Genomic DNA, 22,704 nt, shown 5'->3' on the forward strand with positions numbered 1-22,704 from the left:
GGCCGGGGTCTGACCCCGTACGGGGTCAGCCCCCTTGGTTTGCGGGGTTACTTACAGCGCGTAACGCACCACGTTGTCGCTCCACTCGAAGGCGGCCATTTCCAGTTCCACCAGTTCGTCGGTGGACATGGCGAGGTCGCGCAATGTCGGCACGATGTGGTCGTCCATTTCCTCGATGCGCTCGATGCATTCGGCCAGCTTGAGCAGGTCGCCGAAGAAGCCGCCGCGATACAGCAGCGCTTCCGACACTTCCTCGTTGACCGGTATCTGCGCCAGGATTTCAGACATCGGTATGCCGAACAGCGTGTCCATCAGCGACATGATGCCGACCGTGAACGCGATGTCGGCCGAGTGGCGCTGGCTCGGGCGCAGCTTGCCGGCCAACAGCTCCAGCAGGCGGCCGCGCGTGGTGGCCAGCATCAGCAGCGGCGTCATGCTATGGCCGCGCTTGCTCGGTTCGGCATACAGCATGATCTGCAGCCAGCGTTGCAGCTGGCGGCGGCCCAGTATCGTCACGGCCTGGCTCAGCGAGTCGATGCGCTGGCGCGCGCCGACGGCCGGCGTGTTCACCAGGCGCAGCAGGTTCAGCGCCAGCGACACGTCGCGCTTGATGGCGCGCTCGATTTCCTGGTTGTCCGCCTCGGACGTCACCAGCGTCATCAGCTCCATCACCGCCAGCTGCGACGGCGACAGCTTCTTGCCGCTCATGATGACGGGTTTGGAGAAGTAATAGCCCTGGAAGAAGTCGAAGCCCAGGTCCAGGCAGTTCTTGAATTCTTCGCGGGTCTCGACCTTTTCCGCCACCAGCTTTTTTTGCTCCTGGCGGAAGCGCGGGACCAGCTTCGTCAGCGTGGCCAGCGGCAGGTTGCGCAGATCCATCTTGACGTAGTCGACCAGCGGCAGCAGCGCCGCCACGTTGGCCGATTCGCCCGTCACGTCGTCCAGCGCGAAGCGGAAGCCGTGGCTCGCCAGTTCGGTCATGCGCGCCAGCAGCGGCGGCGTCAGCGGCAGGGTTTCGGCGATCTCCAGCACCACTTTTTCGCGCGGCAGGAAGGGAAAGATGTCGGTCATGAGGACGTCGGCATCGACGTTGACGAAGCCCAGGGCGTCGCCGATGGTCTTTTCCATGCCCAGTTGCGAGGCATGGGCGATCACCGCCGCCGTCGCCGCCAGCTCGTTGGTGACGTTGGCCGGACCCACCGGAGCGTTGCGGAAAAGCAACTCGTAGCCGAACAGGGTCTGGTTACGGTCCAGGATGGGCTGGCGCCCCAGATAGAATTCGCGCACGCGCAGATTCCGGGGACCGGTATCGTGTAGGGAGAGATCGATCATTGCTTCTATCAGTACAAAACATGGGGCTGATATTTCGCCGTACTAATATTTTGACAGCAATATCTGGCCCTGTCTTGGATAATTTGGCTCAGTCCCCGCCCTGCGGAACGCCGTCGATGAACAGTTTCAGCTCGCCGGCGCCGAACGCCGTCCATTGCTCGTTGGTGGTCAGCGGCTGCGTGACGATGATGGCGACGCGGTCGTTGGGGGTGGTCACTTGCGAAAAATCGACGCTGACATCCTCGTCCGACAGCACGGCCTTGTCGAACGGGTGCTGGCGCACCAGGTAGAACAGATTGGTCGAGCAATTCGCCGCCGGACGACAGCAGCATGTTGAACGTGCCATAGCCGGCGATCTCGCGCGTCATGTCGGCCAGCGCGGCGCGCAGCTCGGCCAGCGGCGGGCGCTGCTCGCCGAAGCGGGCGCGCAGATGCTGCAGGATGTAGCAAAACGCCCGTTCGCTGTCGGTATTGCCGACCGGGCGGTAGGCGCCGTTGAGCACCGGCGCGAATTCCTTCAGGTCGCCGTTGTGGGCGAACACCCAGTACTGGCCCCACAGCTCGCGCACGAAGGGATGGCAATTCTCCAGCGCCACCTGGCCCTGGGTGGCTTTGCGGATATGGGCGATGACGTTGGTGGACTTGATCGGGTAGCGTTTGATCAGCTCGGCGATCGGCGAGGCGATCGCAGCCTGGTGGTCGACGAAGTGGCGCACGCCGGCGCCTTCGAAAAAGGCGATGCCCCAGCCGTCATGGTGGGTATCGGTCTGGCCGCCGCGCATGGCGAAGCCGGTAAAGCTGAACACAATGTCGGTCGGGACATTGCAGTTCATTCCTAGGAGTTGGCACATGGTCTGGTTCTCTGTTGTTACAGGCGAACCATACCATGCGCCGCGTGCTTTTTTTAGTGCAGCAGCACCGGATGGCTCATCAGCTCATCATAACTGCCCAAAAACTCGTCGATTTCAGCCATCGTCGGCTCGCCCGCGATCAACTCGTTGACGTCGCGGCGGAAATTCTGCGCCAGGATGCCGTTGATGAAGATTTCGCGCTTGCCGCCTTTGTCGACGATTTCATAGCCGCCGAAACGCAGCGCATCCAGGGTACGGTCGGCGCCGAATTCGACAACACTGTATTGCTCGCTGTTATAGATGAGGTTCATGTTGCTTCCTTTCACAAGGGGCGTAACACTACTCGGTTGCGCCTTCAGTACCGAAATGGGGCTGAAAGCGGACGATTCAAGGCCAAAAACAGGCCGATCAGCGGGCGGGGCTTAGGCCGCGATGTCGGGTTGCAACTCCAGCAACGCGCCGTAGGGCGCCTCGGACAACCAGGAACGCAGCAGTTCAAGGTGTTCGGCGGAAGCCAGACTGATGTAGAGCCGCGCCGGAGGACGGCGCAGCACCCGGTTCAATGTTACTCGCAAAATGAGATTGCCGCTGCAATGGAGACAGCCTGGGGCAATACGCAACACTTGCGGTACGGGATCGAAGGGGATGGGGCCTTCGGCGGGGTCGAAGGCCAGTGCCGAGCTGCCGCCCGACAGGCCTTCGAGGATAGCGACGCTGGGCACGCCTGTTTCCAGGCGTGCGGCGATGGCGGTTTCGCGCTCGTTGGCGCGGGAGCCCGTTACCAGCCAGGTCGGCACCGGCGCCCGTGATGGGGCTGCGCCGGCGGACTTGGGTCCGGTCACGGGCTCAGACGCCCTTTTTTGCGAGTTTGCCCGGCTCCACGCCCAATTGCTTGAGCTTGCGGTACAAGTGCGTGCGTTCCAGGCCGGTTTTCTCGGCCACGCGCGTCATGCTGCCGCCTTCGCGGCCCAGGTGGTGTTCGAAATACATGCGTTCGAAGGCGTCGCGCGCCTCGCGCAGCGGCAGGTCGAACGACAGGTTGAACATGTGGTTGTCGGCGCCGGCGATGGTGGCGCCGCCGCGCACGGCAATCGCCGCAGCCGGGTTGGGCTGGTTGAAGCCGGCGTTGGGCGCCTCCTCGGGCTGGGCCGCCGCCACCGGACGCGGCGCCAGCGCCGGCGCGCGCACCGTTTCCTGGGCGCGGGTCAGGCCTTGCTGGACCGCCTTCAGCAGTTTTTGCAGGGCGATCGGTTTTTCCAGGAAATTGAGCGCGCCGATGCGGGTGGCCTCGACCGCCGTATCGATGGTCGCGTGACCCGACATCATAATCACCGGCATGGTCAACAGACCGTCGCGCTGCCACTCCTTGAGCAGCGTGACGCCGTCGGTATCCGGCATCCAGATATCGAGCAGCACCAGGTCGGGCGCACCGCCGGCCCGCGCTTCGCGCGCCTGCTGGGCGTTTTCCGCCAGTTGTATAGCATGTCCTTCGTCGCTCAAGATTTCCGAGAGCAACTCACGGATACCCATTTCATCGTCCACTACCAGAATGTTTGCCATCTTCCCTTGCCTTCCTCATTTCGCCAGCTCATGGCCGGCAATGATTTTTTTAATCCGTGCTACTCAGGTAATTTGCGTCGCCGGTGCTAACTTTAACAGCAAAATCACTACCGACGCGCCACTTCTATCGACATGGTTCTGGATATCGATCCTGCCCCCATGTTCATCGATAATTTTTTTCACCATCGCCAGCCCCAGGCCCGTGCCTTTGGCCTTCGAGGTGACATACGGTTCGAACGCCCGCGCCAGGATTTTCGGCGCGAATCCGGGCCCGTTGTCGGAGATCGCCAGCCGCACCGCCGTGCGCGTGCTGCCGTCCGCGCCCTGATAATGAATGGCTTCGCTGATCACGTCAATGTGCGGCTGCGGTGCGCCCGCCGGCAGCTCGGCCATCGCGTCCTGGGCATTCTGCAGCAGATTGTGGATGACCTGGCGCAGCTGGGTCGCGTCGCCCATCACCAGCGGCAGGCCCGGGGCCAGTTGCGGGTGGATGATGTCGTCGCCCTCGCCGCGCAGGTACAGGTGCAGGATCTCCTCCACCAGCGCGTTCAGGTCCAGCGGCTCCAGCATGGCCGGCGGGGTCTTGGCGTAGTCGCGGAAATCGTCGACCATGCGCTTCATCGCCGCCACCTGGTTGACGATGGTGGCCGTGCCCTTGTTGAGCAGCTCGATGTCGGCCGGCGCCAGCTTGCCTTCCAGCTTCATCTGCAGGCGCTCGGCCGACAGCTGGATAGGCGTCAGCGGATTCTTGATCTCGTGCGCCAGGCGGCGCGCCACCTCGCCCCAGGCGATCGAGCGCTGCGCCGAGATGACGTCGGAAATATCGTCGAACACCACCAGGTAGCCGCTGCCGCCGCCCTCGATCGGCAGGCGCGAGCCGCGCGTGAGCAGGGTCTGGTCGTTGTCGTCCAGCGCGGCGCTGCGGCGCGGCACCTCGATCTGGCGCTGCCAGTGCAGCCGCTGCAGGTTGCGCCCGGCCGCCGACTGCGCGCTCTGCGCCGCGAACGCCGCCACGATGGCGCCGCCGAATTCCTGCAAGCCTTCGATCTCGTCGAGCTTCTGGCCTATCATCGTCACGCCGGCCTGCTGCAGGATGCGCTCGACCGAGTCGTTGCAGCTGATCAGGTGGAACTCGTGGTCCAGCACCATCACCCCGGCCGACATATTGGCCAGCACCGATTCCAGGTGGGTCTTGGCGTTCTGCAGCGCGGCGCGGTTGCGCTCGACCGCGCTGCGGGCGTCCGACAGCTGGCGCGTCATGGTGTTGAACGATTGCGTCAGCGTGCCCAGCTCGTCCGAGGTGGCGACGATGGGGCGCGGCGACAGGTCGCCCTCGGCCACCGCGCGCGTGCCCTCGGCCAGCAGCAGCAGCGGCTGGGCCAGGTCGCTGGCGATCAGGAAGGCGCTGGCGATGGCGCCGAACACCGCCAGCAGCAGGGTCAGGGTCAGCGTCACGATGTACATCTTGCGCAGGCCGACGCGGGCCACGAAGCGTTCCTTGTAGTCCGAATAGGCGCTGCGGATGGTCTCGCCGTCGGCCGCCAGCTGCGCCGGCGCCAGCTGGATCAGTTGCAGATAGCGCGGCGCCAGGTGGGTGCCGTTGGCCTGCACGAAGTCGGGAATGGCCATCACCACCCGCAGCCGCAGCTGGCTGGCGCTGTCCTGGGCGTTGACGGGGGCGTTGATCAGGTTGCTGCGCAGCTCGCTGCCGCCCTCGGGCGCGCCGTAGCCGCCGTCCTTGGCCTTGGCCATCATTTCGCGGGTCGGCAGGTCGGCGCTGAGGTTGCCGCTGCGGTTGGCGCGGGCGCTGATGATCAGGCCGCCGTCGGCGTCGACGATGATGGCGTTCTGCATGCCGCTGTGTTCCTTGACCAGGCCGGCCAGCGCAGCGCGCTCGGTGCCGTAGGGCCGTTCGGCCAGCTGCAGCACGGTCTTGTTGGCGGTCGCGCTCAAGTCCTTGAGCGCCGTGTCCAGGCCGGCGCGGCTGAGGTTGATGCCGGACTCCAGCGCCTCCTCGACCGGCACGTTGAACCACGATTCGATCGAATGGGAGACGAACTGCACCGACACCAGGAAGATCACCAGCCCCGGCAGCACGCCGATGGCGGCGAACAGCAGCACCAGCCGCGTCATCAGCTTGGAGCCGAACTTGCCGCTCTTGTAGCGCGCGTAGAGCCGGAACAGGGAAATGGCCACCAGCAGCAGCAGCGCGCCGGCCACCGCCGCGTTCAGGCCCAGCAGCCAGGCGTAGTAGCGGTCGAAGAAGCCGGAATTGTCGGAGGCGGAGGCCAGCAGGAACAGCAGGATACTGATGAGGGCGCCGCCGACGACGGAAAAGTACCGCAAGGCCGTGCTCACTTACTCCGCCTTGTACTGGAAGATTTTCTTGTCGGACGCCAGGCGCCATTCGCTGCTGTTCAGGGCTGTGACCTTGAGCGGCTTGGACACATAGTTCGGGTCCAGTCCCATGCTCAGCTTGACGTTATAGGTCTTGCCGACCTCCAGCGCACCGCGCGGCGCCACCAGCCAGCGGTTGGGGCTGCGGATCAGGAACAGCGCATCGTCCAGCGAGGAGAAGGTCTGGCGCACATTGCCGTCGACCGTCACATGGTACTGGCGCGTCAGCACGTTGTAGTACAGGCTGATGGTCTGGCGCTTGACGATGGCTTTCTCGTCGAACCAGTACCAGCGCGGACGGGTGAATTCGATCTCGGTGGTGAAGTACAGGGTCACGCCGTACTGCAGCGTGTCCTCCATGTCGTGGGTCAGTTCGAAGCTGTACTTGGCGTTGAGCTTGTAGCCCTCGTCGCTGGCCTCGATCAGCCAGCGGCGGATTTCCACGCCGTCGGCGGCGTGCGCGGCCTGCGGCAGCACGCAGGCCAGTACCAGCAGCAGTTGTCCGATCAGGAGGCGAAAAAATCGTGATGTCACGTGGGGGCCGGTGCTCAAAAGGTCCGTCGGTAGCAAATGGGCAGCTAAGCTGCTAACTAAGCAGGCAAAACGGTTACGCATTTTTCTGGAACAGCGCGTAGAACAAACCATCGTGATCCTGCCCTGCGCCACCGGCGGGGAGCAACTGGCCTGGCGCATCGAGCCGCACAGCCTGGTTTCGTACTGCAAACGCGGCTGCCTGCGCCTCCGATTCTTGCGGCCACAAGGAACATGTCACGAATAGCAATTTACCACCCGGTGCGAGCATCTGCCAAAGGTTGTCGAGGATTTTGGACGAAAGTGTTGCAAGTTGGAGCGTGTCGCCCTTGCGGCGCAGCCAGCGGATATCCGGGTGGCGGCGCACGATGCCCGAGGCGGTGCACGGCACGTCGGCCAGGATGCGGTCGAACGGTTTGCCGTCCCACCAGCCGGCGCCCTGGGCGTCGGCGGTGCGCAGCGTGGCCTGCTGGCCGAGCCGTTCCAGGTTCTCGCCGACCCGGGCCAGGCGCTTGGCGTCGGCGTCCAGCGCCGTCACGCTGGCGTCGGCCAGTTCCAGGATGTGGCAAGTCTTGCCGCCGGGGGCGGCGCAGGCGTCCAGCACGCGCATGCCGTCCCGCACGTCCAGCAGCGGCGCGGCCAGTTGGGCGCCGGCGTCCTGCACCGACACCAGGCCGTCGGCGAAGCCGGGGATCAGGGTCACGCCGACCGGCCTGGCCAGCCGTACCGCATACGGGCCGATCTGGGTCGCCGCCATGCCGGCCGCCTCCAGCGTCGCCAGGTAGGCGGTCATCGTGGTCTTGCGGGCGTTGATGCGCAAGGTCAGCGGCGGCGCGCCGTTGCCGGCGGCGAGCACGCCCTGCCAGTCCTGCGGCCAGGCGGCCTTGGCGGCGTCGATCCACCATTGCGGGTAGTTCCACTTGGCCAGCGGCTGCAGCAGCGCGGTTTCCAGCAGCGCCTTGCGTTCGCGCTGGAAGCGGCGCAGCACGGCGTTGACCATGCCCTTGGCACGGGCGGTGTCCGGATGGGCGTCGGCCGCCGTCACGGTCTGGTCGACCACGGTGAATTCTTCGTACGGGGCCACCTCGTCCGGCGCCGTCATCAGCGCCAGCGCACAGGCCAGCAGGGCCGCCACCAGCGGTTCCGGGGCTTTCGGCGCCATCAGGCCGATCAGGGTTTCGCTCTGGCCCAGCTGGCGCATGCAGCGGTAGGCGATGTCCTGCATCGCGCCGCGCGCCTGCGGCGTGGCCTCGCCCCTGGCCCAGACCTGGGCCAGCGCCTGCGGCAGGTTGGTGCCGGTGCGGACCTGGGCCACCGCCTGGGCGGCGCCGATCAGGCTGTAGGCCAGCGAATCGGGCTTGAGGCCGGTCTGGAAGCTGGTTTGCGGCGCCGGCTTGAACTCTCGTGCATGGCTGGCGCGCAGCTTGGGCGCAGCCGCCTTGGCGGGGGACTTTAAGGAGAGCGTCGGACGCTTGTTCATATGCTAATTCCAGGTATTGCCGGCGGGCGTGATCGCGCAGTATACAGCAGTGCATATGACAAGGGGATGAAGCTGATTGTAACGCTTGTAACCTTCGCGTCTCGATGGCTGAGACTTTGGGCAAATCGACGCCTATCGTTTCCTGGGTTTCCTCAATATTTTCTGGTTGTCGGATACCTCGGGAAGGTCCGCAGGATTGTGATGGGCGAAGGTGGTGATAGTCGCAGCGACCGACGCAACAAGCGATGCCGATAAGCGGAAACTGTTCTTGAAGCCTTCGGAGAACGCGCTCAACAATCTGTTCTTCATTTCCGATCCCCCCATCCTTCGGCGATAAAGCGGAATGCGCCGCCCAACAACACGAACGCACATAACACTGAGTCACCATAAACCAAATATAGTTCAAACTTTGTAATAAAGTCCAATATCTCCGCCGGGAAAGGATGAATTCGATTCAAAAAATGAAGAAAGAAGGAAACTACCCAGCCAACCATGATTTTACTTTTTCAACACTCCCCATCTGTTTTGCGTCAACAATCGGGCTAGACTATGCCGCCAGGCCCCGTCGTCCCGCTACGATGACCCGGCAGCGGCAAACCAGTATAATTACCGCTGTTTGGCCGGCGCCTGCGCCCCGGCCGTTTTCGCTTTCGGATGTATTCATACACGCGGTTCAGCCGCCTTTTTGCTCATGCTCGCCCAACAAAAACAAGATATCACCGCCCTGTTCCAGGCCGCCCTCGCTCCCATCCTGGCCGGCACCGAAGTCGCCGCCAACGTCGTCCTGGAGCGACCGCGCGACCCGTCCCATGGCGACGTGGCCTGCAACATCGCCATGCAACTGGCCAAGCAGCTGAAAATGAACCCGCGTGAACTGGCCACCAAAGTGGTCGACGCGCTGCTGGCCAATCCGGCCGGCAAAGGCCTGGTCGAATCGGCGGACATCGCCGGCCCGGGCTTCATCAACCTGCGCGTGAGCGCCGCCGCCAAACAGGCCGTGGTCAAGGCCGTGCTGGCGCAGGGCGCCGCGTTCGGCACCGCCGAAGCCGGCAAGGGCAAGAGCGTCATCATCGAATTCGTCTCCGCCAACCCGACCGGCCCGCTGCACGTGGGCCACGGCCGCCAGGCGGCGCTGGGCGACGCGCTGTCGTCGCTGTTCGGCTCCCAGGGCTACGCCGTCACCCGCGAGTTCTACTACAACGACGCCGGCGTGCAGATCCAGACCCTGGCCAACTCGGTGCAGGCCCGCCTGCGCGGCCACAAGCCGGGCGACGCCGCCTGGCCCGAATCGGCCTACAACGGCGACTACATCGCCGACATCGCCGCCGACTTCCTGCTGAAGAAAACCGTATCGGCTTCGGACGGCTCGCCGGCCACCGCCTCGGGCGACATCGAAGACATCGAATCGATCCGCCACTTCGCCGTCACCTACCTGCGCAACGAGCAGGACATCGACCTGCAAGCCTTCGGCGTCAAGTTCGACAACTACTACCTCGAATCGTCGCTGTACGCCGACGGCAAGGTGGACGCCGCCGTCGACATGCTCAACAAGTCCGGCAAGACCTACGAGGAAGAAGGCGCGCTGTGGCTGCGCACCGAGGACTACGGCGACGACAAGAACCGCGTGATGCGCAAGAAGGACGGCACCTACACCTACTTCGTGCCGGACGTGGCCTACCATATCGTCAAGTTCCAGCGCGGCTTTACCCAGGCGATCAACGTCCAGGGTTCGGACCACCACGGCACCATCGCCCGCGTACGCGCCGGCCTGCAGGCGGTCGATGTCGGCATCCCGCAGGGCTACCCCGACTACGTGCTGCACAAGATGGTCACGGTGATGAAGGGCGGCGAAGAGGTCAAGATCTCCAAGCGCGCCGGCTCCTACGTGACCGTGCGCGACCTGATCGAATGGTCGGGCGGCGGCGACATCGAAAAAGGCCGCGACGCCGTGCGCTTCTTCCTCATCTCCCGCAAGGCCGACACCGAATTCGTATTCGACGTCGACGTCGCGCTGAAAACCTCGGACGAAAATCCGGTGTATTACGTGCAGTACGCCCACGCGCGCATCTGCCGCATGCTGGAACAGTGGACCGGCGCCGAAGCCGACCTGGCCAAGGTCGACCTGTCGCCGCTGACCGCACCGACCGAAGCGACGCTGCTGGCCACGCTGGCCGCCTACCCGGAAACGCTGGCGCGCGCGCAAGCGGAACTGGGCCCGCACCAGATCGCGTTCTACCTGCGCGACCTGGCCGCCAACCTGCACAGCTTCTACTTCGCCGAACGCGTGCTGGTCGACGACGAGGCATTGAAGGCGGCCCGTATCGCGCTGATGGTCGCCACCCGCCAGGTGCTGCGCAACGGCCTGGCGCTGATCGGCGTCTCCGCTCCCAACAAAATGTAATTGCGAAGGACATCCCGCACAATGAATTTCCGCTCCAGCCTTACCCCACGTACCCGTCAGAACGGCAACACCATCATCGGCATCGTCATCGGCCTGGTCATCGGCCTGGCGATCGCCGTGGTCGTGGCCCTGGTGATCAACAAGGGCTCGACGCCGTTCACCGACAAGGGACGTACCAGCAAGGCAGCGGAACCGACTGCGGGACAGGCCGCCGATCCGAACAAGCCGATGTACGGCAACAAGGAGGCGGCGCGCGAGGCGGCCAAGGACTTCGCCAAGGAGCCGCCGAAAGCGCCGCCGCCGGCCGATCCGCTGCAAGCGGTGGTCGACAAGATCCAGGGCACGCCCACACCGGCGGCGCCGGCTCCTGCCGAAAAACCGAAAGCTGCAGCGGCCGCGCCGGCCGCCGTCAACGTCGCGCCGGTACCGGCCAAGGCCGCACCTGCCGCCGCCGACAGCGGCGACGACAAGTTCATCTACTACCTGCAAGCGGGCGCCTTCCGCGAGATCGCCGACGCCGAAAGCGCGCGCGCCAAGCTGGCCCTGCTGGGCTTCGAGGCCAACGTCTCCGACCGCGCCACCGACACCGGTGTGCTGCACCGCGTGCGACTGGGTCCGTTCAACCAGGTCGAAACCATGAACAAGGTTCGTAGCAAGCTGTCCGAAAACGGCATCGACGTCGCCGTCGTTCGTAATCAAAAATAAGCCAGGAGTATCCAGATGCGATTCATGAAATTCGTTGTTGGTGCGTTGATGCTGAGCGTTGCGGCCCTGTCGCAAGCCTCCCCTGCCGATCCTAAAACCGGCGTCGAATACAAAACACTGGCCGCGGCGCAGCCTACCGACAGCGGCAAGAAGGTCGAAGTGATCGAGTTCTTCGACTACGCCTGCCCGCACTGCTTCGCGTTCGATCCATCGCTGTCCGCCTGGATCAAGAAACAGGGCGACGCCATCGTCTTCAAGCGCGTGCACATCTCGCGCAGCGGCACCGACCTGCCGCAGCAAAAAATGTTCCTCACGCTCAGCGCCATGGGCCTGCTGAACGACGCCATGCACACCAAGATCTTCACCGAGATGCACGTCAACCGCAACCGCATGAACCGCGACGAGATGGCCTTCGACTTCGTCGCCAAGCAGGGCGTGGACCGCCAGAAGTTCATCGAAATCTATCGCGGCCTGGGCGTCAGCGGCAGCGTGCGCCGTTCGGCATCGATGATGGATGCCTACGGCGTCGATTCCTGGCCGATGATCGCCATCGACGGCAAGTACGTCACCTCGCCGACCATGGCCAACGAAGGCTCCAAGTCCGCCACCACCGAGGCCGAACTGCACACCCAGGCCGTGCAGGTGATGGACATCCTGGTCGCCAAGGCGAAAGCGGAAAAGAAATAAAGATGAACAACCAGGGCGCCGGGCCGGAGCGGGTCTTCATCACCGGCGCCTCAAGCGGCCTCGGTGCGGCCCTCGCCGCGCAGTATGCGGCGCAGGGCGCCACCCTGGGCCTGCTGGCCCGCCGCAGCGAGATGCTGGACCGGCTGATCGCCTCCCTCCCCAACCCAGAACGCCACCGCGCCTATGCGGTCGATGTGCGCGACCACGCCGCCATCGCCACCGCCGCGCAAGCCTTCATGGCGCACGCCGGCGGCATCGACGTGGTGATCGCCAACGCCGGCATCTCGGTCGGCACGCTGACCGAGTTCGCCGAAGACATCCCCGTATTCGAAGCCGTCATCGCCACCAACGTGGTGGCCACCGCCGCCACTTTCGCGCCCTTCATTCCGGCGATGAAAGCGCAGATGGCAACGCAAAACCGACCGGCGCGGCTGGTGGGCATCGGCAGCGTGGCCGGCATACGCGGCCTGCCGGGCGCCGAGGCGTACAGCGCCTCCAAGGCGGCCGTGATCAGCTACTGCGAATCGCTGCGGCTGGAGATGAAACCCTACGGCATCCGCGTCGTCACCATCTGCCCCGGCTACATCGACACGCCGATGACCCAGGTGAATCCGTATCCGATGCCGTTCCTGATGGCGCCTGAAAAATTCGCCGCCAAGGCCGCGCGCACCATCGCCGCCGGCAGCAGCTACAAGGTGATCCCGTGGCAGATGGGCGTCGTCGCCAAAGTGCTGCGCATGCTGCCGAACCCACTCTACGACCTGGCCTTCGCCAAGGCGCCGCACAAGCCACGCAAGGCCGCATCATGAACATGCTCGACGCCGACGCCATCCGCGCCAGCTGCGCCACCAGCGCCTCGCACGTGGCGATAGAAACCGTCGCCGAAACCGGCTCCACCAACGCCGACCTGCTGGCCCGCATCGACACGCTGGCCGGCCCCGTGCTGCGCATCGCCGGCAACCAGACGGCGGGACGCGGCCGCGCCGGCCGCAGCTGGCTGTCCGCGCCGGGCGCCGCGCTGATGTTCTCGCTGGCCTGGCGCTTCAAGGGCCCGCTGCACAGCATGTCCGGCCTGCCGATGGCGGTCGGCGTCGCGCTGGCCGAAACCATCGCCGGACTGGGCGTGCCGGTGCAGATCAAGTGGCCCAACGACCTGCTGCGCGACGGTAAAAAACTGGCCGGCATCCTGGTCGAAACCCAGGCCGCCCGCAAGGACGGCGACGGCGCCATCTGGGCCGTGATCGGCGTCGGCATCAACCTGCTGATGCCCGACGAGCTGGAGGCGCAGATCGGCCGCGAAGTGGCGGCCGCGCCATGGCTGGCCAAGATGGACCGCAACCAGCTGATGGCCGCCCTGCTCAGCCGCCTGGCCGCCGTGCTGGCCGAATTCGACGACACCGGCTTCGCGCCCTTCGCCGAACGCTGGAACACGCTGCACGCGTGGCAGGGCCAGCAGGTCGTCATCCTCGACAACGGCAAGGTGCTGCAACAGGGCCGCGCCGCCGGCGTCGACGCCATCGGCCGCCTGATGCTGGACACGGAACAGGGCCGCGCCGAAGTGCTGTCCGGCGACGTCTCGCTGCGCCTGTCGTCAACTATCGCTTCTTCTATCGGACCAACATGATTTTACTGATCGATGCCGGCAACACCCGCGTCAAATGGGCGCTGGCCGAAACGGGTACGGAACTGGGCGCATGGATCGCCCACGGCGCCGTCATGCACGCCGACCTGCAACAGCTGGAACTGCACCTGAGCGAGGCCGTGGCCGACCGCGGCGTCGACCGCATCCTGATCGCCAACGTGGCCGGCGGCGCGCTGCGCGTGCAGCTGGAATACGTGCTGCAGCGGACCTTCCCGGCCATGATATTGCCGCAGCAGGCGATCGAATGGTTTGCCTCGCTGCCGGCATTGGCCGGCGTCACCAACGGCTACCGCAATCCCGGGCAGCTGGGCTGCGACCGTTTCGCCGCCGCCATCGCCGGCCACGCGCTGGCGGCCGGGCGCGAAGTCATCGTCGCCAACTGCGGCACCGCCACCACCATCGACGCCATCACGGCCGACGGCATGTTCCTGGGCGGGATGATCCTGCCGGGCCTGGGCCTGATGGCCAGTTCGCTGGCGCGCAACACGGCGCAGTTGCCGCAAATTGCGCAAGACGGTAAGCTGCCGGACGGATTCGCCGACAACACCGACGACGCCATCCTGAGCGGCTGCCTGGCCGCGCAGAGCGGCGCCATCGAACATGCGTTCGCGCGGCACAAGGCCAGCGAGTGCATCATCTCCGGCGGCGCGGCGCCCTACATCGCGCCGATGCTGAAGGTGCCTTACCGTATCGTCGACAACATCGTGTTAATCGGTTTGCATGCTGCCGCCGGCAGCGCCGACTAAGGTTGCAAGGGAAGCTCCGTGCTGAAATTTATTTTCTGGTCGCTGGTCGCCGTCAATGCCGCGCTGTTCGCGTACGGCAAAGGATATCTCGGCCATTTCAGCGGCAACGAGCGCGAGCCGGAGCGCCTGCTCAAGCAACTCAACGCCGACAAGCTGGCCATCATCTCCGCCGACAAGGCCAATGAGGCATCGGCGGCGACGGCAGCAACGGCCAGCGCCGCCGCCAGCGCCAAGCCGGCGCCGGAAGTGCTGGCCTGCGTGGAGATCGGCAGCTTCGTGCTGGCCGACGCGCGCCGCTTCGAAACCCAGCTGGCGCCGCTCAAGCTGGGCGACCGCCAGTCGCGCCACAACCTGCCGGGCACCGAGGTATCGAGTTATATCGTTTATATGCCGCCGCAGGGCAGCAAGGAAGGCGCCGACAAGAAGGCCGGCGAACTGCGCGCGCTGGGCGTCACCAACTACTTCATCATGAACGACAATTCGCCGCTGCGCTGGGGGATTTCGCTGGGCGTGTTCAAGACCGAAGGCGCGGCGCAGAACCAGCTGGCCGCATTGATGAAGCAAGGCGTGCGCACCGCGCGCGTCGCGCCGCGCATGAGCGGCAGCAAACTGCTGGCCTTCCAGTTCCGCGATGTGGATGCGGAGCTGAAGGCCAAGCTGGAACAATTCCGCGCCGGCTATCCCGACGCGGAGAGCCACGCCTGCAAGTAACCCAGGCTCAGGCGCTGAAGCCGCCGTCTATCGTCAGGCTGGCGCCGGTGATGTAGCCCGCTTCCGGACCCGCCAGGTACGACACGAAACCGGCGATCTCCTCCACCTTGCCGTAACGCGGCAGTGCCATCATGGCTTTCAGTGCACCGGCGAAGTCGCCGCTGTCCGGGTTCATGTCGGTATCGACAGGGCCTGGCTGCACGTTGTTGACGGTGATGCCGCGCGCGCCGAGGTCGCGCGCCATGCCCTTGGTCAGGCCGACCAGCGCCGATTTGCTCATCGCGTAGGCGGCGCCGCCGCCGAACGGCATGCGCTCCGCATTGGTGCTGCCGATGGTGAGCACGCGGCCGCCCTGCCCCATATGGCGCGCCGCTTCCTGCGTCGCCACGAACACGCTGCGCACGTTGATGGCCAGCGTGCGATCGAAGTCTTCCAGCGTAAAGTCTTCCAGCGGCGCGATCGCCAGCACGCCGGCGTTGTTGACCAGGATGTCGATGCGGCCGTGGGCTTCGGCGGCGTTGCGGATGGCGGCTTTCAACGCCGATGCGTCGGCGCTGTCGGCCTTGACGGCTTGCGCCTTGCCGCCGGCGGCTTCGATTTCCGCCACCAGTTGCGCGGCCTTGTCGGCCGAGCTGGAATACGTCAGCACGACGGTGGCGCCGTCCGCTGCCAGCCGTTTTGCGATAGCCGCGCCGATGCCGCGCGAGCCGCCCTGTACGAATGCGATTTTACCGTCGATCATTTGAAGCTCCTGGTGAGTGATTTGGAGCCTTCAGTATCCGCCTGTAATTATGTCGCGACTAGACCATAGTTACTATCTTCAGTTGATCCCATTGGTTTAAAATAAAAACCATGGAAACCATGATCAGCATCGAATGCTTCGTGCGCAGCGCCGAAGCGGGCAGCTTTTCGGAGGCGGCCCGCAGGCTGGGTTTGACGCCCGCCGCCGTCGGCAAGAACATCTCGCGGCTGGAGGCGCGGCTGGGCGTGCGCCTGTTCCAGCGCAGCACCCGCAGCCTGTCGCTGACGGAGGCCGGGCGGCAGTTCCTCGATGAGGTGGGCGGCAGCCTGTCGACCATACAGAACGCGGTCGCCAACCTGGCCAGCGCGGGCGGCCAGCCGGCCGGCACACTGCGGGTCAGCATGCCGACCAACTTCGGCCGCAAGTACATCGTGCCGATGCTGGGCGAGTTTTTGCAGCGCTATCCCGCCATCTCGCCCGACTGGGCTTTCGACAACCGTCCGGTGGACCTGATCGCCCAGGGTTACGATGCGGCGGTGGGCGGCGGCATCGACTTGTCTCCCGGCGTGGTGGCGCGCCGCTTGTGCCCCGCGCACCGGATACTGGTGGCGTCGCCGGCCTATCTGGCCGAACATGCGGCGCCGAAGTCGCCCGCCGACCTGCACGAGCATGACGGCATCCTGATACGTTCGCCGCAGACCGGCAGGATACGTCCGTGGGCGCTGGTCAACCGCGGCAAGGAGCAGGCGCCCGTCACGCTAAGGGTGCGCATGACCATGAGCGATCCCGGCGCGTCCTGCGACGCGGCGGCGCTGGGCCTGGGCATCGCCCTGATCAACTACTCGGAATCGCTGGCGCATCTGGAAGCGGGCACGCTGGTGCGGGTGCTGCCGGGTTGGCATGTGGACGGCGGCTCCGTGTCGATCTACTATCCGGCGCAGAAGCTGCTGCCGGCGAAGACGCGGGCCTTCGTGGAATTTGTCGTCGAGCGCTTCCGCGCGGAGCGGCTGGCGCAGGTGCTGTCGGCGGTTTAGCGCAGGACGACGAGCGGCTTAGCGGGTGGCGATGATGATGATGTCGGCGTCGCAGTTACGGTAGTGGATGACGATGACGATGATGCGCCGCAGCCGGGCCGCCGAGGCAAGGCCCAGCTCCATGGGAGCGCGGTCGGCGCGGTTCTTCATCGTCAGGTCCACGCGCGATTCGGCGCTGACGGGGATGTTCATCGCCTTCAGCGCGGCCTTGGGGTTGGCCATCAGCGACAGCGCCATGTCCGGGTCCAGCTCCGCCCTGTGGACCGATTCGACCTCGCCCGAATCCGGGTTCATGTCTGAAAACAGCTTGCGCAGCACCTCGGTATCGTCCTGGATTTCCATGATTACCTCCATTGATAGTGGAGGTTCAGTCTAGCCAGCGAACCCTTGCGAACCGTTGATGTAGCGCATGGATTAGCGCTGGACGACGATGGGCTTGAGGTTCAGCGATGACGGCAGGCCTTGCGCCGCCTGGAGCGCTTCCTGGCGGGTGGCGAACGGGCCGGTGAACAGCCGGTGTACGGAGCCGCCCTGCACCACTTCCAATCCGTTCAAGCCTTTGCCGGACAGCTTGTTGCGCACCACTTCCGCATTGTCGGCGCGCGAGTAGGCGCCCAGCTGCAGGTAGAAGCCGCCCTTGGCGGTGCTGGCGGCGAGCGTTTCGGTGCTAGCCGGCGCGCGGTCGGCCAGCATCAGCGCTTCCGCGTCGGAGGACGGCGTACCTGGCATGGCCTTGGGCGCCAGCACCAGCGGCTCGCTCAGCGTGGTCGATGGCGTCAGCAACAGCGGGCCGCCACCCAGGCCGCCGGAAGACGCCTTCCGTGGCGACGACTGCGACTGCAAGCGCGGCGACACCGAGTTCGATACGCCGCCACGCACCGCCAGCATGCGGTCCACCTCATCGGGCAGGATGCGTTCGATCTGCAGCTCATGGCTGCCCTTGCCCAGCAAGCCCAGTTTCAGCGCCGCCGTGTACGACACGTCGATCGCGCGGTTGGCGTGGAAAGGCCCGCGGTCGTTGATGCGCACGATGACCACCGCGCCGCTCACCAGATTGGTCAGGCGCGCATAGGATGGAATCGGCAGCGTCGGATGCGCGGCCGTCATCTTGTACATGTCGTAGATCTCGCCGGACGAGGTGCGCTGGCCATGGAACTTCTTGCCGTACCAGCTGCCTACGCCGATCTGCGTGAACGGCTGGTTGTTGGTGATCGGCGTGTAGGTCTTGCCGAAGACGACGTAAGGACGGTTGGAGTACGGCAGCAGCGGATCGTTGCGCACGTCGGCGTCCGGCACGTCGGCCAGGTTGGCGGGCGGCGCGTCGCCGGGACCGTCGTCCTGGTAGTAGCCGCCACGGCCCGAATTCGCCGGCGGCAGCACCGGCAGGCCTGCATCCGGCTTGCCGGTGGACGGCGCCTTGATCACCGGCCCCGAGGTACGGGGCGGCCGGGGCGTCGTCGCGGTATCGCTCACTGTCGGCGCAGTACCGCAGCCGACCAGCGCCAGCAAGGCCAGCCCGGTACAGACGTTCAAAATACGACCACGGTTTATACGCATAACATCTTCCTTACGGTTTCTTTCGCACCGGCGGCACCGGAGCGGCAGGGGCGGCTCCCGCCGGCTGCTGCTGCGGCGGCTGCGGCTGCGGCGGCTGCGACGGCGCGCGGCGTTCGAATTCGGCCAGCGCGGCCTGCTCTTCCAGCGTCTGCCCTTCGACCGGCACCACCATCTCCGCATCCTCCTTCGGCACCTTGGTGCTGTCCTTCTCGGCCGGACGCTTGCCCAGCAGGTAGTAGTCCAGCGCCTTGCGGGCGATAGGCGCCGCTTCGGCGCCGCCCTTGCCCGCGTTCTCCACCACCAGCGCCAGCACGATGCGCGGCTTGTCCGCCGGCGCAAAAGCCGTGAACAGCGCATTGTCTCGCAGGCGTTCGGCCAGCCGCGCGGCGTTGTATTTTTCGCCGGAGCGGATGGTGATCACCTGCGCGGTGCCGGTCTTGCCGCCCACCGTGTAGCCTGCGCCGGCGAACGCGCGCACGCCGGTGCCGCCCGCCTCGGTGGTCACGCCGACCATGGCGCTCTTGATGGTGTCGATATTCTCCTGCTTGAGCGGAATCCGGTAACTCTCCTTGGGCACCGTCAGCTTGCGGGCGCGGGTAGCGCCGTCTTCCACGATCTTGACCAGGTGCGGTTTCATCACCACGCCGTTGTTGGCCAGGTTGGCCACCGCGTGCGCGATCTGCAAAGGCGTGTAGGCGTTGTAGCCCGAGCCATTGCTGACCGAGATGGTATCACCACCCACCCATCGCCCCGCCGCACCCTTGAAACGCTTGCGCTTCCACTCCTGCGACGGCAGCACGCCGGTCTTTTCGTTTTCCAGGTCGATGCCGGTCTGCTGGCCGAAGCCGAACGGCTTCATGAAACCGGAAATGGCGTCGATGCCCATGTCGTGGCCCAGCGCGTAGTAGTAGGTATTGCAGGAGACGACGATGGACTTGTGCATGTCGACCGAGCCGTGGCCGCCCACCACGTCGTCGTTGAATTTGTGGCCGCCGAGGTAGTAGAAACCCGGATCGTAGGTCGTATCGCCGGGCCGCCGCTTGCCCAGCTCCAGCGCGGCCAGCGCCATGAAGGGCTTGAAGGTGGACCCCGGCGCATAGGTGCCGGACAGCGGACGGTTGACCATCGGCCGGTCCAGCGAGGTATTGAGTTCGTTCCAGCTCTGCGCGTCGATGCCGTCGACGAACAGGTTGGGATCGTAGCCGGGCCGCGACACGTAGGCCAGGATGTCGCCCGTCTCGGGTTCGATGGCCACCAGCGCGCCGCGCCGTTCGCCGAAGGCTTCCTCGACCACCTTCTGCAGCTCGATGTCGATCGACAGTATCAGGTTGCTGCCCGCCACCGCCGGCGTGCGCGACAGCGTGCGGATGGCGCGGCCGCCGGCCGACACTTCCACTTCCTCGTAGCCGGTGGTGCCGTGCAGCTGCTTCTCGTAGCTCTTCTCCAGGCCTTCCTTGCCGATATGGTCGGAGCCCTTGTAGTTGGCGGCATCGTCGGTTTCCTCGATGGCCTTGGCCTCGGCGCGGCTGACGCGGCCGATGTAGCCGATCACGTGCGACGCCGTCTCGCCCAGCGGATACTGGCGGAACAGGCGCGCCTGCACTTCCACGCCGGGAAAGCGGAAGCGCTGCGCCGAAAAGCGCGCCACTTCCTCGTCGTTCAAACGGGTGCGCAGCGGCACGCTCTCGAAGCCCTTGGATTCCTCCAGCAGCTTCTTGAAGCGCTTGCGATCCTTGACTTCGATCTCGACCAGCTTGGACAGCTCGTCGATGGTTTCGTCCAGCGTCATGCTCAGTTTCGACGGCGTGATCTCCAGCGTGAAGGCCGAGTAGTTGCGCGCCAGGACCACGCCGTTGCGGTCCAAAATCAGGCCGCGATTGGGCACGATGGGCACGATGGCGATGCGGTTTTCCTCCGCCTTGACGGCGAAGTCCTTGTACTTGACCACCTGCAGCCAGATGAAGCGCGCCAGCAGCAGGCCGAAACAGATGAACACCATCGCCCCCAGCACCGTGATGCGGGTGCGGAACTGCTGGAGCTCGCGCTCCGTGTCCTTCACCTCCATCATGCCGCACCTCCCCACGCCCGCGTGGCGGCGCCACCGCGCACGCCGCGGCTATGGTGCTGGATGCTCATCAGGATGCCGCCGCCCAGGCCCAGCGTCATCAGGGCGGTGCCGCCGTAGCTCATGAACGGCAGCGGCACGCCGACCACCGGCACGATGCCGCTGACCATACCCATGTTGACGAAAGCGTAGGTGAAGTAAATCATGGTGATGGAACCCGCCAGCAGGCGGGTAAAGAAGGTGGAAGCGTTGACGGCGATATTCAGGCCGCGCACGATCAGCAGCAGGTACAGCACCAGCAGCACCATATTGCCGGTCAGGCCGAACTCCTCGGAGAACACGGCGAAGATAAAGTCGGTGGTGCGCTCGGGGATGAATTCCAGGTGGGCCTGCGTGCCGTGGGTCCAGCCCTTGCCGCCGAAGCCGCCGGAGCCGATGGCGATCATCGACTGGATGATGTGGAAGCCCTTGCCCAGCGGGTCGTGATACGGGTCGATCAGCGTCAGCACGCGGTCGCGCTGGTAGTCGTGCATCACGGACCACAGCACAGGCAAGGCCGCGCAGGCCGCCGCGATCATCGCCGCCAGGGCCTTCCACGACAGGCCGCCGAGGAAGATCACATAGGCGCCTGCCGCCACCACCAGCATCGCCGTGCCCAGGTCGGGCTGGCGCGCGATCAGGCCGACGGGTATCGCCAGCAGCAGCGCCGCAACCAGGTAGGAATGCCAGCGCAATTGCCCCTGCTGCCGCTGAAAGAACCACGCCATCATCAACGGCATGGCGATCTTCATGTATTCGGAAGGCTGCACCTGCACGCCAAGCGTCAGCCAGCGGCGCGAGCCGCCCTTGATGGTGCCGACCAGCGCCACCGCCACCAGCAGCGCCACGCCGAGCGCGTAGGCCGGCACGGCGATGCGCATCATCACCTGCGGCGGCGTGTTCGCCGCGATCCACGTCACCAGGAACGCCATGCAGATATTGCGCACCTGGCCCGTCATCTGGCCCGGAATCGCGATGCCGGCCGAGTACAGAGTTACCAGCCCCACCGACAGCAGCATCAGCATGATGACGGCCAGCTGCGCGTCGAACACCGCAAAGTAGGGCCGCACCCGCTGCCACAGCGGGCGCCCGTCATGCACGCGCATCAGGTCTGCACCAGTTTGCGGTGGCGCTGGATGCTCATCAGGATGCCCGCGCCCAGGCCCAGCGTCAGCAGCGCCGTGCCGCCGTAGCTCATGAACGGCAGCGGCACGCCGACCACCGGCAGGATGCCGCTGACCATGCCCATGTTGACGAAGGCGTAGGTGAAGTAAATCATTGTTACCGCGCCGGCCAGCAGGCGGGTGAAGAAGTTGGGCGCGTTCCCGGCGATCATCAGGCCGCGGCCGATCAGCAGCAGGTACAGGAACATCAGCACCAGGTTGCCGGTCAGGCCGAACTCCTCGGAGAACACGGCGAAGATAAAGTCGGTGGTGCGTTCGGGGATGAACTCAAGGTGGGCCTGCGTGCCGTGGGTCCAGCCCTTGCCGGTGATGCCGCCCGAGCCCACCGCGATGGTCGATTGAATGATGTGGAAGCCCTTGCCCAGCGGGTCGGAGGTCGGATCGATCAGCGTCATCACGCGTTCGCGCTGGTAGTCGTGCAGCACCGACCAGATCACCGGCAGGCTGGCCGCGCCGGCCACGAACAATGCGATCAGCGCCTTCCACGCCAGGCCGGCCAGGAAGATCACGCAGAAGCCCGCGGCCACCACCAGCAAGGCGGTGCCCAGGTCCGGCTGCTTGACGATCAGGCCGACGGGTATCGCCAGCAGCACGGCGGCGATACCGTAATCCTGCCAGCGCAGGTGGCCGGCGCGCTGCTGGAAGAACCACGCCAGCATCAGCGGCATGGCGATCTTCATGAATTCGGACGGCTGGATATCGACGCCCAGGTGCAGCCAGCGCCGCGCGCCCAGCTTGATGGTGCCGAACAGCGCCACGCCGACCAGCAGCGCCACCGCGACCACATAGGCCGGCACGGCGATCCGCATCATCATCTGCGGCGACACATTGGCCACGAACCACATCACGACGAAGGCCAGGAAGATGTTGCGCAGCTGGTCTTCCACCTTGCCGGGAATGCCGATGCCGGCCGAGTACAGCGTGACCAGGCCAACCGACAGCAGCGCGCAGATGATCAGCGCCAGCGGAATGTCGAAAACGGTGAAGTACGGGCGAAGGCGGCGCCACAGGGAACGCCTTTCGTTGATGCGCATGCTGGT

The 22,704-nt window shown here is 65.3% G+C and carries 21 protein-coding genes and 1 pseudogene; 8 read left to right on the forward strand and 14 right to left on the reverse strand.

Going from position 1 to position 22,704, the window contains the following annotated elements; translation table 11 throughout:
- Positions 1–51: 51 nt before the first annotated feature.
- The 8 genes and pseudogenes from DUGA2_RS19595 to rsmB all read right to left on the reverse strand — a co-directional run bounded on the left by DUGA2_RS19595 (position 52) and on the right by rsmB (position 8,151).
- The gene (locus DUGA2_RS19595; RefSeq protein WP_070271172.1) at positions 52–1,332 is read right to left on the reverse strand and encodes an EAL and HDOD domain-containing protein; all 1,281 of its coding nucleotides are present in this window, start codon (positions 1,330–1,332) and stop codon (positions 52–54) included.
- 88 nt (positions 1,333–1,420) lie between these two features.
- Positions 1,421–2,183 (reverse strand): annotated as a pseudogene (locus DUGA2_RS19600) (class II glutamine amidotransferase).
- 53 nt (positions 2,184–2,236) lie between these two features.
- Positions 2,237–2,494 carry a DUF3567 domain-containing protein gene (locus DUGA2_RS19605; RefSeq protein WP_020704859.1) on the reverse strand — a complete coding sequence of 86 codons (258 nt, stop codon included), beginning with the start codon at positions 2,492–2,494 and terminating at the stop codon, positions 2,237–2,239.
- Positions 2,495–2,605: 111 nt separating this feature from the next.
- Positions 2,606–2,980 carry a GTPase gene (locus DUGA2_RS19610; RefSeq protein ID WP_229214728.1) on the reverse strand — a complete coding sequence of 125 codons (375 nt, stop codon included), beginning with the start codon at positions 2,978–2,980 and terminating at the stop codon, positions 2,606–2,608.
- 49 nt (positions 2,981–3,029) lie between these two features.
- Positions 3,030–3,743, reverse strand: coding sequence for a response regulator (locus tag DUGA2_RS19615; protein ID WP_008445040.1), 714 nt, complete (start codon positions 3,741–3,743; stop codon positions 3,030–3,032).
- 63 nt (positions 3,744–3,806) lie between these two features.
- Complete coding sequence (locus DUGA2_RS19620; RefSeq protein WP_070271174.1) at positions 3,807–6,101, reverse strand: ATP-binding protein; 2,295 nt, start codon at positions 6,099–6,101, stop codon at positions 3,807–3,809.
- Entirely contained in the window at positions 6,102–6,755 is a 654-nt protein-coding gene (locus DUGA2_RS19625) for a DUF4390 domain-containing protein (protein ID WP_083296381.1), read from the reverse strand. It lies immediately after the preceding gene.
- Positions 6,748–8,151 carry a 16S rRNA (cytosine(967)-C(5))-methyltransferase RsmB gene (gene rsmB / locus DUGA2_RS19630; RefSeq protein ID WP_070271175.1) on the reverse strand — a complete coding sequence of 468 codons (1,404 nt, stop codon included), beginning with the start codon at positions 8,149–8,151 and terminating at the stop codon, positions 6,748–6,750. The genes DUGA2_RS19625 and rsmB overlap by 8 nt, the downstream gene beginning before the upstream one ends.
- Before the next feature lie 691 nt (positions 8,152–8,842).
- Between rsmB and argS the strand changes: the two genes are divergently transcribed.
- Genes argS through DUGA2_RS19665 form a run of 7 tightly spaced genes read left to right on the forward strand, consistent with a single transcriptional unit; the run spans position 8,843 to position 15,043 of the window.
- Positions 8,843–10,552 (forward strand): arginine--tRNA ligase, encoded by a 1,710-nt coding sequence (gene argS / locus DUGA2_RS19635; protein WP_070271176.1) that lies wholly within the window; start codon positions 8,843–8,845, stop codon positions 10,550–10,552.
- Positions 10,553–10,573: 21 nt separating this feature from the next.
- The gene (locus DUGA2_RS19640; RefSeq protein WP_070271177.1) at positions 10,574–11,257 is read left to right on the forward strand and encodes an SPOR domain-containing protein; all 684 of its coding nucleotides are present in this window, start codon (positions 10,574–10,576) and stop codon (positions 11,255–11,257) included.
- Positions 11,258–11,272: 15 nt separating this feature from the next.
- Positions 11,273–11,944, forward strand: a complete 672-nt coding sequence (locus tag DUGA2_RS19645) for a thiol:disulfide interchange protein DsbA/DsbL (protein ID WP_070271178.1) — start codon at positions 11,273–11,275, stop codon at positions 11,942–11,944.
- 2 nt (positions 11,945–11,946) lie between these two features.
- Positions 11,947–12,753 carry an SDR family oxidoreductase gene (locus DUGA2_RS19650; RefSeq protein WP_070271179.1) on the forward strand — a complete coding sequence of 269 codons (807 nt, stop codon included), beginning with the start codon at positions 11,947–11,949 and terminating at the stop codon, positions 12,751–12,753.
- Positions 12,750–13,568 carry a biotin--[acetyl-CoA-carboxylase] ligase gene (locus DUGA2_RS19655; RefSeq protein WP_070271180.1) on the forward strand — a complete coding sequence of 273 codons (819 nt, stop codon included), beginning with the start codon at positions 12,750–12,752 and terminating at the stop codon, positions 13,566–13,568. The genes DUGA2_RS19650 and DUGA2_RS19655 overlap by 4 nt, the downstream gene beginning before the upstream one ends.
- A complete protein-coding gene (locus DUGA2_RS19660) occupies positions 13,565–14,332 on the forward strand; it encodes a type III pantothenate kinase (protein ID WP_070271181.1) in 768 nt (255 codons plus the stop codon). Before DUGA2_RS19655 ends, DUGA2_RS19660 begins: the two co-directional genes overlap by 4 nt.
- Positions 14,333–14,350: 18 nt before the next feature.
- The gene (locus DUGA2_RS19665) at positions 14,351–15,043 is read left to right on the forward strand and encodes an SPOR domain-containing protein (RefSeq protein ID WP_070271182.1); all 693 of its coding nucleotides are present in this window, start codon (positions 14,351–14,353) and stop codon (positions 15,041–15,043) included.
- A gap of 7 nt (positions 15,044–15,050) precedes the next feature.
- On the opposite strand, the gene DUGA2_RS19670 is transcribed toward DUGA2_RS19665, so the two are convergent.
- Entirely contained in the window at positions 15,051–15,785 is a 735-nt protein-coding gene (locus DUGA2_RS19670) for a 3-oxoacyl-ACP reductase family protein (protein WP_070271183.1), read from the reverse strand.
- 110 nt (positions 15,786–15,895) lie between these two features.
- Between DUGA2_RS19670 and DUGA2_RS19675 the strand changes: the two genes are divergently transcribed.
- Complete coding sequence (locus tag DUGA2_RS19675) at positions 15,896–16,819, forward strand: LysR family transcriptional regulator (protein ID WP_070271184.1); 924 nt, start codon at positions 15,896–15,898, stop codon at positions 16,817–16,819.
- Between the two features lie 18 nt (positions 16,820–16,837).
- Here the strand turns inward: DUGA2_RS19675 and DUGA2_RS19680 are convergent, their stop codons facing one another.
- From DUGA2_RS19680 to rodA (DUGA2_RS19700), 5 genes are all read right to left on the reverse strand, one after another.
- Positions 16,838–17,161, reverse strand: a complete 324-nt coding sequence (locus DUGA2_RS19680) for a hypothetical protein (protein WP_070271185.1) — start codon at positions 17,159–17,161, stop codon at positions 16,838–16,840.
- Between the two features lie 72 nt (positions 17,162–17,233).
- Complete coding sequence (locus DUGA2_RS19685) at positions 17,234–18,376, reverse strand: septal ring lytic transglycosylase RlpA family protein (RefSeq protein ID WP_070271186.1); 1,143 nt, start codon at positions 18,374–18,376, stop codon at positions 17,234–17,236.
- A gap of 10 nt (positions 18,377–18,386) precedes the next feature.
- Entirely contained in the window at positions 18,387–20,444 is a 2,058-nt protein-coding gene (gene mrdA / locus DUGA2_RS19690; protein WP_070271187.1) for a penicillin-binding protein 2, read from the reverse strand.
- On the reverse strand, positions 20,441–21,586 hold the full coding sequence (rodA, locus tag DUGA2_RS19695) for a rod shape-determining protein RodA (RefSeq protein ID WP_070271188.1): 1,146 nt from the start codon (positions 21,584–21,586) through the stop codon (positions 20,441–20,443). The genes mrdA and rodA (DUGA2_RS19695) overlap by 4 nt, the downstream gene beginning before the upstream one ends.
- Positions 21,586–22,698 (reverse strand): rod shape-determining protein RodA, encoded by a 1,113-nt coding sequence (gene rodA / locus DUGA2_RS19700; protein ID WP_070271189.1) that lies wholly within the window; start codon positions 22,696–22,698, stop codon positions 21,586–21,588. Before rodA (DUGA2_RS19700) ends, rodA (DUGA2_RS19695) begins: the two co-directional genes overlap by 1 nt.
- Positions 22,699–22,704 lie beyond the last annotated feature (6 nt).

This window comes from Duganella sp. HH101 (genome assembly GCF_001758795.1).
Lineage (GTDB): Bacteria > Pseudomonadota > Gammaproteobacteria > Burkholderiales > Burkholderiaceae_D > Rugamonas > Rugamonas rivuli.